Here is a 16,104-nt window from a genome sequence, read left to right as displayed (position 1 = left end):
GGTATTAATATGGAATTAGTAAAAGAAAATATAAAAAATCTGAAAGAATATAAGACGAATAAGATTGATTTTAAAATAAAGCTCGATGCTAATGAAGGTAAAAATATTTTATTACAAGACATATATAAAGAAGGAATCAAATTTGATGAAGATTTTAACCTAAATTTTTATCCTGATAATGATTCATATCTTCTAAAACAAGAAATAAAGAAATATTTAAATGTGGATATCTCAAATATTATAGTTGGAAATGGTTCAAGTGAGATGATAGAACTTGTGATAAAGACTTTTGTAGATAAGGGTGAAATTATTTTAAGCCACATTCCTACATTTAGTATGTACTCAGTATATAGTCAAATATATTCAGCAGAATTTGTAGGAGTTAAAAGTAATGAAGACTTTGGGGTAGATATAGATAAGTTAATAAAAAAAGCAAAAGAAACAAATCCTAAAGTTATAGTTATATGCAATCCAAATAATCCAACAGGAAACTTAATAAATAAAAATGATATCAAAAAGCTTTTGGAAAATACAAATGGATTAGTAGTTATAGATGAAGCTTATATGGAATTTGCAGATGGATCAATGGTTGATGAAATTTTAAATTATGAAAATTTAATAGTTTTAAGAACATTATCAAAGGCATTAGGACTTGCAGGTATAAGGCTTGGATATATGATAGCTAATCAAAGGATAATAAATCTTATAAATAAGGTTAAATCACCTTACAATCTAAACTCTATTTCTCAATATATAGGAGTAAAGGCTCTTGAAAATAAAGATAAAATTTTTGAATACATCAAAGAAGTAAAAGAAGAAAGAGAACTTTTACATAAAGAGTTAGATGATATGAAAATAAAAGCCTATAAATCTTATGCAAACTTTATATTTTTCAAATCAGATATAAACGATTTATATAAAAAGCTTATAGATTATGGAATACTAATAAGAAAATTTTCTGATGAACTAGAAGGCTATTACAGAGTTAGTGTAGGAACTAAAAATGAGAATAGAATGTTTATCAAAATATTAAAGGAGATAATGTCAAATGAGAAAAGCTAAAGTACAAAGAAAAACTCTTGAAACTGAAGTTTTGGTAGAAATAGATTTAGATGGAAGTGGAAAAAGTGATATTGATACAGGTATAGGATTTTTAGATCATATGCTTACTTTGATGGCTTTTCACGGTAGTTTTGATTTGAAAGTAAAGTGTAGTGGAGATATATATGTTGATGATCACCATACAGTAGAGGATATAGGAATAGTATTAGGGGAAGCTTTTATTAAGGCTTTAGGTGATAAAAAAGGAATAAAAAGATATTCAAGTATTTATATTCCAATGGATGAGAGCTTATGTCGTATAGCTTTAGATATAAGCAATCGACCTTATTTAGTATTTGATGTTGATTTTAAAAGAGAAAAGCTTGGAAGTATGGATACTCAGAATTTCAAAGAATTTTTTAAGGCTTTCATAAATGAAGCTAAAGTAACGCTTCATATCGATGTTCTATACGGTGAAAATGACCATCATAAGATAGAAGCGGTATTTAAGGCATTTGCAAGAGCATTAAATGAAGGCGTGCAAATACTTTCTGACAAAGTATCATCATCAAAGGGGGTTTTATAGTTGAATATAATAATTGATTATGGACTTGGAAATTTAGACTCTATATCTAGGGCATTTAAAATGGTAGGAGTAGAAACAAAAATTTCAAATAATATAGATGAAATAAATAATGCCAACTCAATTATTTTGCCTGGAGTTGGAGCCTTTAGAGATGCTATAAATTCACTTAAAAATATGGAATTAATACCAGTAATAAAAGAGCATGTAGATAAAGGAAAGTTTTTAATAGGTATATGTCTTGGAATGCAGCTTCTTTATGAAAAAAGCTATGAGAATGGAGAATATGAAGGGTTAGGTTTTATAAAAGGAAATGTTAAAAAATTAGATATAGATTTAAAAGTTCCTCATATGGGTTGGAATAATATAAAGTTTAATAAAAATGATGAAATATTAAAATATATAAATGAAGATGATTATGTGTATTTTGTACATTCTTATTATGTTAATTCTTCAAATGAAGAACTTGTAGCATACACAGACTATGGAACAACTATTCCTTCTATAGTTAGAAAAAATAATATTTATGGTATTCAATTTCATCCAGAAAAAAGTTCTGAAGTGGGTGCAAATATACTAAAAGCATATGGGGAGATGATAAAATGATAATTTTTCCGGCAATAGATATAAAGGATAATAAATGTGTAAGACTTTCTCAAGGGAATTTTGACAAAGTTAATATATATTCTAATGAGCCATTTGATATGGCAGTTAAGTGGGAAAATGAAGGAGCTTCATTTTTACATTTAGTGGATTTAGATGGAGCTAGAAGTGAAGAAATTATTAATAAAGAATCTATAGAAAAAATAGCTAAAAATATAGGAATACCAGTACAAGTAGGTGGAGGAGTAAGAAGTGAAGAAAAGGTTAAAAGTTTAATTGATATAGGAGTAGAAAGGGTAATAGTTGGAACTATTGCAGTTGAAAATAAAGAACTTCTTAAAAACTTAGTTTCTAAATATAAAGAAAAAATAGTAGTTTCTATAGATGCTAAAAATGGTAAAGTTGCTCTTAGAGGGTGGGAAGTAGTAAGTGATGTAGATTCTATAGATTTATGTAAAGAACTTGAAGAAATAGGTGTGAAAACAATAGTATATACAGATATATCTAAAGATGGGATGCTTGAAGGTCCTAATTTTGAAATATATAAATTATTATCTGAACAAACGTCTTTAGAAATAATAGCTTCTGGAGGTATAAGTTCAATTGATGATATAAAAAAGCTTAAGAATATGAATATATATGGAGCTATAACAGGAAAAGCTCTTTATGATAACAAAATAGAACTTAAGGAGGCCTTGGAATGCTCACAAGAAGAATAATACCTTGCTTAGATGTAAGAAGTGGAAGAGTAGTTAAGGGTAAAAAGTTTGAAAATATAGTAGATGTAGATAGTCCAGAGATTCTAGGTAAATATTATAGCGATTGTGGAGCTGATGAACTTGTATTTTATGATATAACAGCATCAAATGAAGAAAGAAAAACGTCTTTAGAATTTGTATCAAAGGTTGCTAAGAATATAAATATTCCATTTTGTGTAGGTGGAGGAGTATCTTCAATTGATGATTTCACAGATATATTAAGAAGAGGAGCAGATAAAGTATCTATTAATTCTTCGGCTGTTAAAAATCCAGATTTAATTAAAGAAGCCTCTTTGAAATTTGGTGCACAATGTGTTGTTTTATCTATGGATGTTAAGAAAAATGAAAAAAATTCTTGGAACGTATATATAAAGGGTGGAAGAGAAAAAACAGATTTAGATGCAGTAAATTGGGCTATAAAAGGAGTTGAACTTGGAGCGGGAGAAATAGTTGTAAATAGTATAGATGAAGATGGAATGAAAAATGGATATGATATTGAACTTTTAAAAAGAATTACTAGTGTAGTAAATGTACCTGTAATTGCATCAGGAGGAGCTGGTAATATGAAGGACTTTTATGATGCTGTAGAATACGCAAATGTTGATGGAATACTAGCAGCTTCTGTATTTCACTTTGGAGAAATTAAAATAAAAGATCTTAAGAAATATTTAAAAGATAAAAGGATAGAAATTAGAATTTAGGAGTGAGATTTATGAATGTTGATAATGTAGTAAAGGAAATGAAATTTGATAATAAAGGATTAGTCCCCGTAGTAGTACAAGATGTAAATACTAATAAGGTTTTAATGCTTGCATATATGAATGAAGAATCTATTAGAAAAACTTTAGACGAAAAAGTAGCTTACTATTATAGTAGAAGCAGACAAGAACTTTGGAAAAAAGGAGAAACATCAGGAAATATACAGAAATTAAAGGGATTTTATTATGACTGTGATAAGGATACTATTCTTATTTATGTAGAACAAATAGGAGTAGCATGTCATACAGGAAGTTATACATGCTTTTTCAATGAAGTAATAAAAAATGAAAAAAGTAAAAATGAGGTTTTAAAGGATTTATATTCACTTATAAAAGAAAGAAAAAATAATCCTAAGGAAGGTTCTTATACTAATTATTTATTTGAAAAAGGATTAGATAAGATATTAAAAAAGGTTGGAGAAGAGACTAGTGAAGTTATAATAGGTGCTAAGAATCAAAATAAGGAAGAATTAGTTTATGAAATAAGTGATTTGATATATCATATGTTAGTACTTATGGTAAATGAAGAAGTTACTATTGAAGATATAAAAAATGAACTTGAAAAGAGAAAAGAATAATGAAATTTATAATAGATAGCCATATTCATACGGAATATTCACCTGATTGTGAAGCTAAAATGGAAGACATTGTTATAAAAGCTGTTGAATTAGGGTTAAAAAAAATTATTTTTACAGATCATGTGGATTACGATAGCCCGGATGAACTTTTTGACCGAGAAATTGATTATAGTGAATACATGAAAGAAATAAAATACTTAAAAGATAAATATAAAGAAATTGAAATTTTAATGGGTGTAGAAATAGGATATCAACCTCATTTGAATAACAGGTTAGACCAATTTATAAAATCATATCCTTTTGATTTCGTAATATGTTCTATGCATTCATGTGAAGGATTAGACTTATATAATGGTGACTTTTTTAACGGAAAAACTCAAAGACAGAGTTATATGAGATATTTTGAAAGTATAAAGTATTGTATAGAAACTTATGATAATTATGATGTTTATGGACACTTAGATTATATAGTTAGGTATGGAAATTTCGATAATAAAGAGTTGAAATATGAAGATTTTAAAGAAATTATAGATGAAATTTTAGGTCTGATTATTCAAAAAGGAAAAGGTATTGAAGTCAATACCGCAGGTTTTAGATATAATCTTAAAACAACTCATCCTAATACAAATATATTAAAAAGGTATATTGAAATGGGAGGAACTGTTATAACAATAGGGTCAGATGCACATAAAGTTGAAGATATATGTAGAGCTTTTGAGCAAACTATAAAAACACTTAAATCTATAGGAGTAAAGAAAATTGCACAATTTAAAAATAGAATACCGAGTTTTATTGAAATTTAAAAACTCATATAAAACCTCTTTACAAGAGTTGTATAACTTTTGTAAAGAGGTTATTTAAGGTTAATATAATAATTTAATGATATAATAAAAGTACTTATTGATTATAATAGGAATATGTTTGACGGAGGAACTTTCGGATGAAAAGAAAAATCATAGTAGCTTCATTAGTAATGATATTACTCATAATTTTTTTTATTGAAAGCTATATGAGAATAGAATATGATATAAATCTTTATGAATATTTTAAACACTCAAATCAGATAACGAAAGAAGAAAAAGAATGGCTTAAGAAGCATGGACCAATAATTTATGGTGCAGATAATAATTCTCCACCTCTTAGATATGTTGATGAAGAAAGTAAGCAGTATCAAGGTCTTGTAATTGATTATTTAAGAGCTCTTTCAATTGAACTTGAAACTGAGATAAAGTTTGAACCTCTTGTTTGGAATAAGGCTCTTGAAAGTCTTCAAAAAAGTGAAACTGATATTTGTGATATGTATCCATCTGAAGAAAGATCAAAAAAATATCTTCTTTCTAATCCTATATATTACCAAAGAGCGGTTATAGTAGTTCCTAAAAATGAAAAAAATATAAAAAATTATATAGATTTAGTAGGGAAAAAAGTGACTGCACAAGAGGGGGATTATGTAATAGAATTTCTTTCTTCTAAGTCGGGAAAAATAGATTACAATTTAACTAGAGATTATTTCGAAGGAATGAATCTACTTAAAGAGGAACAAGTGGATGCAATGGTTGGAGATGAGTCTGTTATAAGTTATTTTATGGAAGTTCTAAATTTAAAAGACGACTATAAAATACTTGATAAACCGCTTTATGAAAAAGAGTCTGTACTTGCAGTTCCAAAGTCTGAAAAAATTCTTCTAGGAATATTGAATAAAGGTATTTACAATTTAAAAAAGAAAAATACAATGATCAAAATACAGCAAAAATGGTTTGGAATTTCAACCCCAATAATAAAGGAAACTACAAAAGAAAGATATGGACTTATTGTTTTATTTTTTATATTAATAATATTTATAGCTTCATATTTATTTTTTTCTTGGAATAAGGAACTAAAAAAAGAAGTAGATAAAAGAACAAAAGAACTTTATATAAGCAGAAATGATCTTGAGATTACATTTGATGGATTATCTCATTTTATGATAGTACTTAATAATGAGTGCAGAATAGTAAATGTTAATAAGTCCTTTAGTAATTATATTAATTCTAATAAAGAAAATATAATAGGAACATACTGTAAAGATTATCCTGGAATATTGAGCATGGAATGTGGAAGCTGTATAATAAAAAAGACTTTTGAAGAAGGAAAAAATTATAATATGGAGTTTAATTATAAAAAAAATATTTATGAAATTAATACATTTCATCTTGTAGATGACACAAATTCAATACACAGGGTTCTTGTAATGATAAGGGATATTACAAAAATTAGAATAAGTGAAAGGCAGCTACTCCATTCAAATAAGATGTCTGCAGTAGGTCAGCTTGCAGCTGGAGTTGCTCATGAAATTAGAAATCCTCTGGGATTAATAAGAAGTCATTGCTATGTTCTAAAAAATAATATAAATGACGATATAGAAAAGATGGGTAAATCAATAAAAGTTATGGAAAAATCAGTTGAAAAAGCTAGTAATATAATAGATAATCTTTTAAACTTTTCTAGAATATCTAATAATAATATTGAGAATATTGATTTGAGGAGCATTATAGACAATATGCTTGAATTAAATTTAAAAAAAATGGAAAAACAAAATATTAATTATAAAGTAGAATGTGAATATGGACTAAAAATTTACTTTAATGAAGAGTCTCTTAAACATATATTAATAAATCTTATATCAAATGCAATAGATGCAATGCCTAATAGTGGAGTTCTTAGTATATCATGTTTAGAAACTGATGATTCTATTACAATTTTATTTTCAGATACTGGGCATGGAATAAAAAAAGAAGATATTGAAAATATATTTAATCCTTTTTTTACAACAAAATGTGCGGGTGAGGGTACTGGTTTAGGGTTATTTATAACTTACAATGAGATTAAAAAATTTGGTGGAGAAATAAAGGTATCTAGTCAAATAGGACAAGGGACAACTTTTAAAATAATTTTGCCTTTGAGGGGAGTTGAAGAAAATGGACAAAAACAATAGTCATTTTAAGATACTTGTTGTAGATGATGAAGAAGAATACAGGGAAGTTATTAGGATGATACTTGAGAGTAAGGGATATTATGTAGACGATGCTCAAAGCGGGGAGGAAGCTTTAAAAATATTAGAAAAAAAAAGCTATAATCTTGTCTTAACAGATCTTATAATGAAAGGAATGGATGGGATAAAGCTTATTGAAGAAATAAAAAAAGAAATTTCTGATATAGAAGTTATAATAATAACAGGATATGGGAGTGTGAAAAATGCAGTAGAGGCTATGAAAAAAGGTGCATTTTCATACTTTGTAAAAAGTCATGATCCAGAGGAACTTCTAATTGAGATTGAAAAACTAAAGAAAATAGAAACTCTTGAAAAAGATAATGAGGTTTTAAAAAATGAACAAAAATATTCAAAATTTATGCTAAAAACAAATAATAAAAAGTTCACAAAGATATTAGATATAGGAAAAAAGGCGGCAAATAGTAATGTCAATATTTTGATTTTAGGAGAATCAGGAGTTGGAAAAGAAGTATTTTCAAGATATATTCATAATTGTAGTGATAGAAAAGATAAACATTTTATTCCCGTTAACTGCCATGCTCTTTCTCCTAGTCTTTTAGAATCTGAATTATTTGGTCATGAAAAAGGTGCATTCACGGGTGCTTTAGAAAGAAGAAAAGGAAAGTTTGAAGCAGCGCACAATGGTACTTTATTTATGGATGAGTTAGGAGATACTTCTTTAAGCACACAGGTTAAACTTTTAAGAGCAATTGAGGAAAGAACAATTGAGAGATTAGGAAGTAATAAGTCAATAGATGCTAATTTTAGGTTGATTTGTGCTACTAATAAGGATTTGGAGAAAGCCATAGAAGATGGAGAATTTAGAGAGGATTTATTTTATAGGATAAGTACAATAACTATAGAAATTCCTCCTTTAAGAGATAGACAAGAAGATTTGCCAATTCTTATTGATTTCTTTTTAGAAAAATCAAAAGTTGAATTGAAAAAGTATGTAAATAAAATTGAAAAGGAAGTAATGGATTTTTTACTTTCATATGATTATCCCGGAAATATTAGAGAACTTAAAAATATAGTTGAAAGATTAGTTGTTTTATCTGAAAATGGTGTTATAAGAGAAATGGATATACCAAAGTATAAAGTTAAGAAAAAAGAAGTTGAAACAAAAGAAAATATAAAGTCTTTAAAAGATATAAGAAAAGAGGCTGAAAAAAAATATATTGAACAAGTCTTAGAAAAATGCGAATACAATATTTCACAGGCTGCAAAAGTTATGGATATAAGTAGAAGACAGCTTTTTAATAAACTAACAGAATATAATTTAAAATAATGTGGAAATAAATTTCACACTAACGTGGAAATTTATTTCCATGTATTAAATATTTAAGAGAAAGATAAGTCAAGAAAGAGGACTTATCTTTTTTTTGAATATTTTAAAAACTCAACTAGGACAACGTTTTCATTGGTCGTTTCGTATAATTTCAAAATATTTTGCAAAAACGGCATGGAAATTGCTAATAATTAATAATGAAATGCTAGTTATTACATTTCTATAAAAATCATCTTATTAAGGGAGGGCTAAAGTTTTATGAAGAAAAAAATAAAATTACCATCTATGTTTCAGGTGAGTGTTGTACTAAGTATTTTCCTTGCACTTGCTTTTTCATTTACTACTGTATTTGAATTACCAATACAGTTAGCATTATTTATTTCATGGTTTGTTATAATTGGTCTTGGAATTAAGTTAGGTCACAGCTACAAGGATCTTGAACATTCTATAGCAAAGGGCATATATAATGGTATGGATGCAATATTGATTCTTATAGCAGTTGGTGCATTGGTTGGAACTTGGATTGCAGGAGGTATTGTACCAAGTCTTATCTATTATGGTTTAAAAGTAATAAGTCCTAAAATTTTCTTATTAGCTACTCTTTTCATATGTGCGTTAACATCTATTGCAACTGGAACTTCATGGGGAACTGCAGGAACTGCAGGGATTGCCATGATGGGTATTGGCCAAGGTCTTGGAATTCCTCTTCCACTTGTTGCAGGTGCTGTATTATCAGGTTCGTATTTTGGAGATAAGATATCACCATTATCAGATAGTACTGTTCTTACTGCTTCAATGTCAGGTATTGATGTTATGGATCATATAAAAGGTATGGCTCCAGCTAGTATTCCTGGTTTTTTAATTACATGTATTCTTTTTACTATTACTGGTTTAAAGTATGGAGGACAGAATGTAGATCTTGGCAGAATCGAAATGTTTATGAATGCGTTAAATAGCAATTTTAATATTAGTGTATTTTGTTTTTTACCTATGCTTATAATAATTGCGCTTCTTGCAAAGAGAAAGCCTTCTCTTCCTGTTATTGCATTTGGAGCATTTTTAGGAGCTCTTTGGGCAGTAATATTTCAAGGAATGGATCCCGTTTCGGCTTTAGCAACATTATATAATCCATTTGATATAAGTACTGGAGTTGATTTTGTTGATAATATACTAGGTCGTGGAGGAATTTCTTCTATGCTTGGATCTATAGTAATTATCATATTTGGTCTTGGAGTTGGAGGGCTTCTAGATAAAATTGGATTACTTGAAGTTATAGCTAAAAAGTTTGAGAACTGGACTACAAACACAGGAAGACTTGCTACAGCAACAGTAGGAATCTCAGTACTGGGTAATGTATTCGGAAGTGCAATGTATGTTCCTTTAATACTCACTCCAAAAATTATGGCAAAAAATTATGATGAATTAAAAGTTCACAGAAGAGTTCTTTCAAGAAATACAGAATTTGGAGGAACATTAACAGCTGGTATGGTTCCTTGGAGTGATAATGGTATATTTATGGCTGGTATATTAGGTGTTCCTACACTTCAATATTTGCCTTATATGTGGCTTGCATTCACATGTTTAGCAATTACAATAATTTATGGTTATATGGGTAAATATCAATGGATTGGAGAAAAAGTTGAGTTTACAAATTATGATAATAATCAAGAAATGGAAGCATAAGAGCAAAATTAATTTTATTTGTATAGGAGTGTTCATATGAAAAATATACTAATAATTGCAACAGGGGGAACAATAGCATCATCAGATAAAGGAGATGGACTTGCTCCGAGCTATGATGTAAACGAACTTTTAGAATATATACCAAATGTATCTAAACTTTGCAATATATCAGGCGAACTTATAATGAATATCGATAGCACTAATATGAATCCTTCTAGGTGGATTCACATAGCTGAATGTGTATATGCAAATTATGATAAATATGACGGATTTGTAATCACACATGGAACAGATACAATGGCATATACATCAGCAGCTTTGACGTATATGCTTCAAGGGGTTAATAAACCTGTAGTAGTAACAGGATCTCAATATTCTATAGAAGAATTTGGAACGGATGCTTGTCAGAATTTAAGTGATGCAATAATGTTTGCAATGGAAGATATATCGGGAGTATTTGTAGTATTTGATGGAAAATTAATAAATGGAACAAGAGCTGTTAAAATGAAAACACGTAGTTTCGATGCTTTTGAAAGTGTTAATTTTCCATATATAGCAACTATAAAGCATGGTAAGATTAATTACAATTATTCAGTTATGAATTATTATGTAAAACAACAGAGACAAAATTACTATGTAAAACAACAAGAACAAATAAAATTTAATAATAATCTTTGTGAAAAAATATTGGTTTTGAAGTTATTTCCAGGAATAGATTCAAAGATATTTGATTATATAAAAGATAATTACAAGGGAGTTATTATAGAAAGTTATGGAATTGGTGGAATTCCTTTTGAAAATTATGATATTACATTAAAAGTAAAGGAATTGACAGACTCAAATATTGCAGTAGTTGTAACAACACAATGTATGGAGGAAGGTGTTGATTTTGACATTTATGAGGTTGGAAAAAAACTTGCTCAAAATAAGATTATATATGCAAAGGATATGAATACAGAAGCGTTGGTACCAAAACTCATGTGGGCACTTGCAAAATCAGATAATATGAATGAAGTGAAGAATTTAGTTGAAAAGCCTTTCGTAGGAAACGTAGGTATTGATAATAATGATTTAGACAATCAAAAAATGGCTTAGAGAGTAAGAAACTAAGACATTATGAATAAGAGATTAGTCTTTATACATTTATATTCCTCTTTTCATAAGTCTTGTAGTTTCTATTTCATATATAAAGGAGAAGAATAATGATGAATAAAAAATTATCAGAAAAAAATATAGCAATTTCACCGTCAGTAACTTTAGATATTACAGCAAAAGCAAAAAAAATGAAAGCAGATGGTGAAAATGTAATAAGCTTTGGAGCTGGAGAACCAGATTTTAAAACTCCAGATTATATAAGAAATGCAGCAATTCATGTTATTGCAAATGGAAATATAGGATATACTGCAGCATCAGGACTTCCTGAACTTAGAGAAGCTATATGTGAGAAATTTAAAAAGGATAATAATCTAGAATATATTTCAGAAAATATAGTTGTGTCTAATGGAGCGAAGCATTCACTATTTAATGCACTACAAGCTATATGTAATCCCGGAGATGAAGTAATAGTTCCTCTTCCATACTGGGTTAGTTATCCAGAACTTGTAAAACTAGCAGATGCTGTACCAGTATTTGTTGAAGCATTAGAAAAAGATGGATTTAAATATACTAAAGAAAATCTTTTAAAAGCAATAAATGAAAAGACTAAAGCAATAATATTAAATAGTCCAAATAACCCAACTGGAGCAGTTTATACTAAGGATGAATTAAGAGAAATAGCTAAAATAGCAGTTGATAATAACATTTATGTAATATCTGATGAAATTTATGAAAAACTTATTTATGAAGGAAAACACGTTAGTGTAGCATCATTTGGAGAAGAAATAAAAGATTTAACAATAATTATAAATGGAGTTTCAAAAGGCTATGCTATGACAGGCTGGAGAATAGGATATACTGCAGCTAATAAAGAAATAAGTAATATAATGACAAATCTTCAAAGTCATGCTACATCAAATCCTAATACAATTGCTCAATATGCAACGATTGAAGCTTTAAAAGGAGATCAAGATATGGTGAATGTCATGGTAAAAGCTTTTAATGAAAGAAGAAAATATATGGTAGATAAGATAAACTGTATTTCTAATTTATCATGTAAAGAACCTAAAGGTGCATTTTATGTAATGGTAAATATATCTAAAATAATAGGAAAAGAATTTAATGGAGTAAAAATAAATAACTCGATGGATTTTGCTGATTATCTTCTTGATAAAACTAAGGTAGCGGTTGTTCCTGGTATTGGGTTTGGAGTTGAAAATTATATAAGACTTTCTTATGCAACTTCTATTGATAATATAAAAGAAGGACTTGAAAGAATTGAAAATGCGATTAAATAAAGAGGTGAATATCGTGGATAGGCTTAAAATAACGGAAACTGCATTAAGGGATGGACACCAATCACTTATAGCAACAAGGCTTACAACTGACGAAATACTTCCAATACTTGAGGTTATGGATAAAGCTAATTATTATGCTATGGAGGTTTGGGGCGGAGCAACATTTGATTCATGTCTTAGATTTTTAAATGAAGATCCATGGCAAAGATTAAGAGAAATAAGAAAAAGAGTAAAAAATACAAAGCTTCAAATGCTTTTAAGAGGTCAAAATCTGTTAGGATATAAGCATTATCCTGATGACATAGTTGAAAAATTCATACAAAAATCTATAGAAAATGGGATAGATATAATTCGTGTATTTGATGCTTTAAATGATACAAGAAATTTAGAAACTTCAGTAAAAGCTATAAAAAAAGAAAAAGCTCATTGTCAGTGCGCTATATCTTATACAACAAGTAAAGTTCATACACTAGATTATTATATAAATTTAGTAAAACAAATGGAAAGTATAGGGGCAGATTCTATATGTATAAAGGATATGGCAGGTATACTTACTCCTTACAGCACATATGAACTTATAAATGAAATAAAGAAGAATACAAAACTTCCTATAGAACTTCATACTCATGCTACTAGTGGAATAGCATCAATGACATATATGAAGGCTGTAGAAGCTGGAGTTGATATTATAGATACTGCTATATCTCCTTTTTCAGGAGGAACTTCTCAACCAGCTACTGAGTCTTTGGCTATAGCATTTTCAGAAAGTGAAAGAGACCCTAAGCTTAATATAAAAGCTTTAAATGAAATAGCATCGTATTTCAAACCTATAAAAGAAAAATACTTAGAAAATAAAGTTTTAAATCCTAAAGTATTAAATACTGAACCTAAGACTTTAAGCTATAAAGTTCCAGGAGGAATGCTTTCAAATCTTTTATCTCAACTTAAAATGCAAAATGCAGAAGATAAATATGAAGAAGTTTTAGCTGAAGTTCCGAGAGTTAGAGAAGACTTAGGATTTCCACCACTTGTAACTCCACTTAGTCAAATGGTAGGAACTCAAGCAGTATTTAATGTTTTAACAGGAGAAAGATATAAAATGGTACCTAAAGAGATAAAAGATTATGTAAAAGGTCTTTATGGAAAATCACCAGCCCCTATAAAAGAAGAAATAAAGCAAAAAATTATAGGAAATGAAGAAGTTATAACTATAAGACCAGCAGATCTTTTAAAACCTGGATTTGAAGATATTAAAAAAGAGATAAAAGGTTTATATAAAAGTGAAGAAGATATTTTATCATTCGCTCTTTTTCCTCAGGTTGCTAAAGATTTCTTAGAAAATAAAAAAGATGATATTTGTAATATAGAAGTTATTATGTAAGGAGGGCAGTATTATGGAACATATAACTATTTTAGAAGGTATTAAAATCACTTTTTTAAGTATGAGCGTAGTATTCATAAGTCTTTTTATAATTTCTCAGATTTTAGAACTATTTAAAGTCATTTTCTATAAAAAAGATTTAAAAAGAGAAAAAAAATTAGAAACGGCAGTTATTGCATCTAAAAACAATGAATATAAAGAAATTAATGAATTAGATGAAGAAATAGATATTATAGCAGCAATTACAGCTACAATTTTAGTAAGCAATAATAAAAATAATTCAAAGATTAGAATTAATAGCATAAAAAAAGTAGCATAAGGAGGTCTTTCTATGAAAAAATATAAAATAAATTTAAATGGGAAATCATATGAGGTTGAAGTAGAAGAAATTACTGAATCAGATGGTAGTAAAACTAAAACAGAATCCAAATCTGATTTTAAAAAAGTAGAAAAGGTAAAGTCTGTTCCTGCAGACAAAACTACTACTAAGGGTGAAGAGGTAAAAGCACCTATGCCAGGAACGATTGTTTCTGTTAAAGCAAATGAAGAAGATAATGTTAAAGCAGGAGATGTATTACTTGTTTTAGAAGCTATGAAAATGGAAAATGAAATAGTTGCTCCGGTCGATGGAAAAATAACTTCAGTAAATACATCAAAGGGAGCAAGTGTAGCTGGTGGAGATACTTTAATTACTATCGGATAGATACAGCTAGAAAGGACGTGATTAATATGCTAAACATGCTGCAAGATTTTTGGTTTTCTACTGGATTTTCAGCTATTACTTATAAAGAATTTATTATGATTATGATATCATTTATATTTCTTTATTTAGCTATAAAAAAAGGTTATGAACCGTATTTATTAATTCCAATATCATTTGGAATGCTTTTAGTAAACTTACCAAAGGCTGATTTAATGAGCGATACTGGGCTACTACATTATTTATATATGGGAACAAAGCTTGGGATTTATCCACCATTAATATTCTTATGTGTTGGAGCAAGTACTGATTTTGGACCACTTATTGCAAATCCGAAATGTATTCTTCTAGGAGCGGCAGCACAATTTGGGATATTCTTTGCATTTATAGGAGCAATATTGCTTGGATTTACTGGACCTGAAGCTGCATCAATTGGCATAATAGGAGGAGCTGATGGACCTACAGCTATATATCTTACTAATCAGTTAGCAAAAGATCTTTTAGGACCTATAGCGCTTGCCGCTTATTCATATATGGCTTTAGTTCCTATTATTCAACCTCCTATTATAAGACTTTTAACTACAAAAGAAGAAAGAATGGTTAAAATGGAGCAGTTAAGACCTGTATCTAAAAAGGAAAAAGTAATATTTCCAATTATAGTAGCTGTTTTTACAATTTTACTTTTACCATCTGCTGCACCTTTAATAGGTATGCTTATGTTCGGAAATTTAATTAAAGAATCAGAAATGGTTCCAAAGCTTGTTGAAACTGCTCAAAATTCTATGATGTATATGATTACTATTATATTAGGTCTTACAGTTGGAGCAAAAGCAGATGCAAACACTTTTCTTACCGTTCAAACACTTGGAATAATAGCACTTGGGCTTGCAGCTTTTTCTATTGGAACTGCATGTGGAGTTATATTTGGAAAAATTATGTATAAATTAACTAAAGGGAAAATAAATCCTATGATAGGAGCAGCAGGAGTTTCTGCTGTGCCAATGTCAGCAAGAGTTGTACAAAAGATGGGTGTAGAGGAGAATCCTTCGAACTTCCTTCTAATGCACGCTATGGGGCCTAATGTAGCTGGAGTTATTGGATCTGCTGTTGCCGCGGGGATACTTCTTAATATGTTCTAATAAATACTAAATATATATAAAAAAATGTTGGTAATAATTGACAAAATTTTTATTGTTTTGTTATATCGAAAAATTATATCCAAATGATATAAATATAGAAAAATACTATTTTACACACATATCAAAATTATAGTGTGATTATTATGACAAAGCTTGGCAATTAATACC

Annotated in this window: 16 protein-coding genes; all 16 read left to right on the top strand. The window is 28.7% G+C overall.

The features are described 5' to 3' along the window. Nucleotides 1-9 precede the first annotated feature (9 nt). The 16 genes from hisC to Tmeso_RS05355 all read left to right on the top strand — a co-directional run bounded on the left by hisC (nucleotide 10) and on the right by Tmeso_RS05355 (nucleotide 15,936). Complete coding sequence (gene hisC / locus Tmeso_RS05430; protein WP_099189011.1) at nucleotides 10-1,062, top strand: histidinol-phosphate transaminase; 1,053 nt, start codon at nucleotides 10-12, stop codon at nucleotides 1,060-1,062. Continuing rightward, nucleotides 1,049-1,627 carry an imidazoleglycerol-phosphate dehydratase HisB gene (gene hisB, locus Tmeso_RS05425; RefSeq protein ID WP_099189009.1) on the top strand — a complete coding sequence of 193 codons (579 nt, stop codon included), beginning with the start codon at nucleotides 1,049-1,051 and terminating at the stop codon, nucleotides 1,625-1,627. The genes hisC and hisB overlap by 14 nt, the downstream gene beginning before the upstream one ends. After that, nucleotides 1,628-2,230: an imidazole glycerol phosphate synthase subunit HisH gene (hisH, locus tag Tmeso_RS05420; protein ID WP_099189007.1), complete on the top strand. Its 603-nt coding sequence runs from the start codon at nucleotides 1,628-1,630 to the stop codon at nucleotides 2,228-2,230. Further along, a complete protein-coding gene (hisA, locus tag Tmeso_RS05415) occupies nucleotides 2,227-2,946 on the top strand; it encodes a 1-(5-phosphoribosyl)-5-[(5-phosphoribosylamino)methylideneamino]imidazole-4-carboxamide isomerase (RefSeq protein WP_099189005.1) in 720 nt (239 codons plus the stop codon). Before hisH ends, hisA begins: the two co-directional genes overlap by 4 nt. Further along, entirely contained in the window at nucleotides 2,928-3,686 is a 759-nt protein-coding gene (gene hisF / locus Tmeso_RS05410; protein WP_099189003.1) for an imidazole glycerol phosphate synthase subunit HisF, read from the top strand. The genes hisA and hisF overlap by 19 nt, the downstream gene beginning before the upstream one ends. Nucleotides 3,687-3,697: 11 nt before the next feature. Further along, nucleotides 3,698-4,321 (top strand): bifunctional phosphoribosyl-AMP cyclohydrolase/phosphoribosyl-ATP diphosphatase HisIE, encoded by a 624-nt coding sequence (gene hisIE / locus Tmeso_RS05405; protein ID WP_099189001.1) that lies wholly within the window; start codon nucleotides 3,698-3,700, stop codon nucleotides 4,319-4,321. Beyond that, the gene (locus Tmeso_RS05400) at nucleotides 4,321-5,124 is read left to right on the top strand and encodes a histidinol-phosphatase HisJ family protein (RefSeq protein ID WP_099188999.1); all 804 of its coding nucleotides are present in this window, start codon (nucleotides 4,321-4,323) and stop codon (nucleotides 5,122-5,124) included. The genes hisIE and Tmeso_RS05400 overlap by 1 nt, the downstream gene beginning before the upstream one ends. 137 nt (nucleotides 5,125-5,261) lie before the next feature. Next, nucleotides 5,262-7,295: a transporter substrate-binding domain-containing protein gene (locus tag Tmeso_RS05395; RefSeq protein ID WP_099188997.1), complete on the top strand. Its 2,034-nt coding sequence runs from the start codon at nucleotides 5,262-5,264 to the stop codon at nucleotides 7,293-7,295. Next, entirely contained in the window at nucleotides 7,279-8,640 is a 1,362-nt protein-coding gene (locus Tmeso_RS05390) for a sigma-54-dependent transcriptional regulator (protein ID WP_099188995.1), read from the top strand. Before Tmeso_RS05395 ends, Tmeso_RS05390 begins: the two co-directional genes overlap by 17 nt. A 258-nt stretch (nucleotides 8,641-8,898) precedes the next feature. Beyond that, nucleotides 8,899-10,323: a Na+/H+ antiporter NhaC gene (nhaC, locus tag Tmeso_RS05385; protein WP_099188993.1), complete on the top strand. Its 1,425-nt coding sequence runs from the start codon at nucleotides 8,899-8,901 to the stop codon at nucleotides 10,321-10,323. A 36-nt stretch (nucleotides 10,324-10,359) separates the two neighbouring features. Further along, nucleotides 10,360-11,418 (top strand): asparaginase, encoded by a 1,059-nt coding sequence (locus Tmeso_RS05380; protein WP_099188991.1) that lies wholly within the window; start codon nucleotides 10,360-10,362, stop codon nucleotides 11,416-11,418. A gap of 110 nt (nucleotides 11,419-11,528) precedes the next feature. Beyond that, complete coding sequence (locus Tmeso_RS05375; protein WP_099189106.1) at nucleotides 11,529-12,716, top strand: pyridoxal phosphate-dependent aminotransferase; 1,188 nt, start codon at nucleotides 11,529-11,531, stop codon at nucleotides 12,714-12,716. A gap of 13 nt (nucleotides 12,717-12,729) precedes the next feature. Further along, the gene (locus Tmeso_RS05370; RefSeq protein WP_099188989.1) at nucleotides 12,730-14,097 is read left to right on the top strand and encodes an oxaloacetate decarboxylase subunit alpha; all 1,368 of its coding nucleotides are present in this window, start codon (nucleotides 12,730-12,732) and stop codon (nucleotides 14,095-14,097) included. 13 nt (nucleotides 14,098-14,110) lie between these two features. Further along, the gene (locus Tmeso_RS05365; protein WP_099188987.1) at nucleotides 14,111-14,416 is read left to right on the top strand and encodes an OadG family protein; all 306 of its coding nucleotides are present in this window, start codon (nucleotides 14,111-14,113) and stop codon (nucleotides 14,414-14,416) included. Nucleotides 14,417-14,428: 12 nt separating this feature from the next. Beyond that, nucleotides 14,429-14,800, top strand: a complete 372-nt coding sequence (locus Tmeso_RS05360; protein WP_099188985.1) for a biotin/lipoyl-containing protein — start codon at nucleotides 14,429-14,431, stop codon at nucleotides 14,798-14,800. Nucleotides 14,801-14,826: 26 nt separating this feature from the next. Then, on the top strand, nucleotides 14,827-15,936 hold the full coding sequence (locus Tmeso_RS05355) for a sodium ion-translocating decarboxylase subunit beta (RefSeq protein WP_099188983.1): 1,110 nt from the start codon (nucleotides 14,827-14,829) through the stop codon (nucleotides 15,934-15,936). Nucleotides 15,937-16,104: the final 168 nt, after the last annotated feature.

It is taken from the genome of Tepidibacter mesophilus, assembly GCF_002724055.1.
GTDB lineage: Bacteria > Bacillota > Clostridia > Peptostreptococcales > Peptostreptococcaceae > Tepidibacter_A > Tepidibacter_A mesophilus.
The sequence above is the reverse complement of the archived record's forward strand: the minus strand, read 5'-3'. Positions and strand labels throughout refer to the sequence as shown.

Coding starts and splice junctions, on each gene's coding strand:
- hisA (WP_099189005.1), top strand. CDS start 2,227: ATGATAATTTTTCCGGCAATAGATATAAAGGATAATAAATGTGTAAGA.
- Tmeso_RS05400 (WP_099188999.1), top strand. CDS start 4,321: ATGAAATTTATAATAGATAGCCATATTCATACGGAATATTCACCTGAT.
- hisIE (WP_099189001.1), top strand. CDS start 3,698: ATGAATGTTGATAATGTAGTAAAGGAAATGAAATTTGATAATAAAGGA.
- Tmeso_RS05355 (WP_099188983.1), top strand. CDS start 14,827: ATGCTAAACATGCTGCAAGATTTTTGGTTTTCTACTGGATTTTCAGCT.
- Tmeso_RS05390 (WP_099188995.1), top strand. CDS start 7,279: ATGGACAAAAACAATAGTCATTTTAAGATACTTGTTGTAGATGATGAA.
- hisC (WP_099189011.1), top strand. CDS start 10: ATGGAATTAGTAAAAGAAAATATAAAAAATCTGAAAGAATATAAGACG.
- nhaC (WP_099188993.1), top strand. CDS start 8,899: ATGAAGAAAAAAATAAAATTACCATCTATGTTTCAGGTGAGTGTTGTA.
- hisF (WP_099189003.1), top strand. CDS start 2,928: ATGCTCACAAGAAGAATAATACCTTGCTTAGATGTAAGAAGTGGAAGA.
- Tmeso_RS05375 (WP_099189106.1), top strand. CDS start 11,529: ATGAATAAAAAATTATCAGAAAAAAATATAGCAATTTCACCGTCAGTA.
- Tmeso_RS05395 (WP_099188997.1), top strand. CDS start 5,262: ATGAAAAGAAAAATCATAGTAGCTTCATTAGTAATGATATTACTCATA.
- hisB (WP_099189009.1), top strand. CDS start 1,049: ATGAGAAAAGCTAAAGTACAAAGAAAAACTCTTGAAACTGAAGTTTTG.
- Tmeso_RS05360 (WP_099188985.1), top strand. CDS start 14,429: ATGAAAAAATATAAAATAAATTTAAATGGGAAATCATATGAGGTTGAA.
- Tmeso_RS05365 (WP_099188987.1), top strand. CDS start 14,111: ATGGAACATATAACTATTTTAGAAGGTATTAAAATCACTTTTTTAAGT.
- Tmeso_RS05380 (WP_099188991.1), top strand. CDS start 10,360: ATGAAAAATATACTAATAATTGCAACAGGGGGAACAATAGCATCATCA.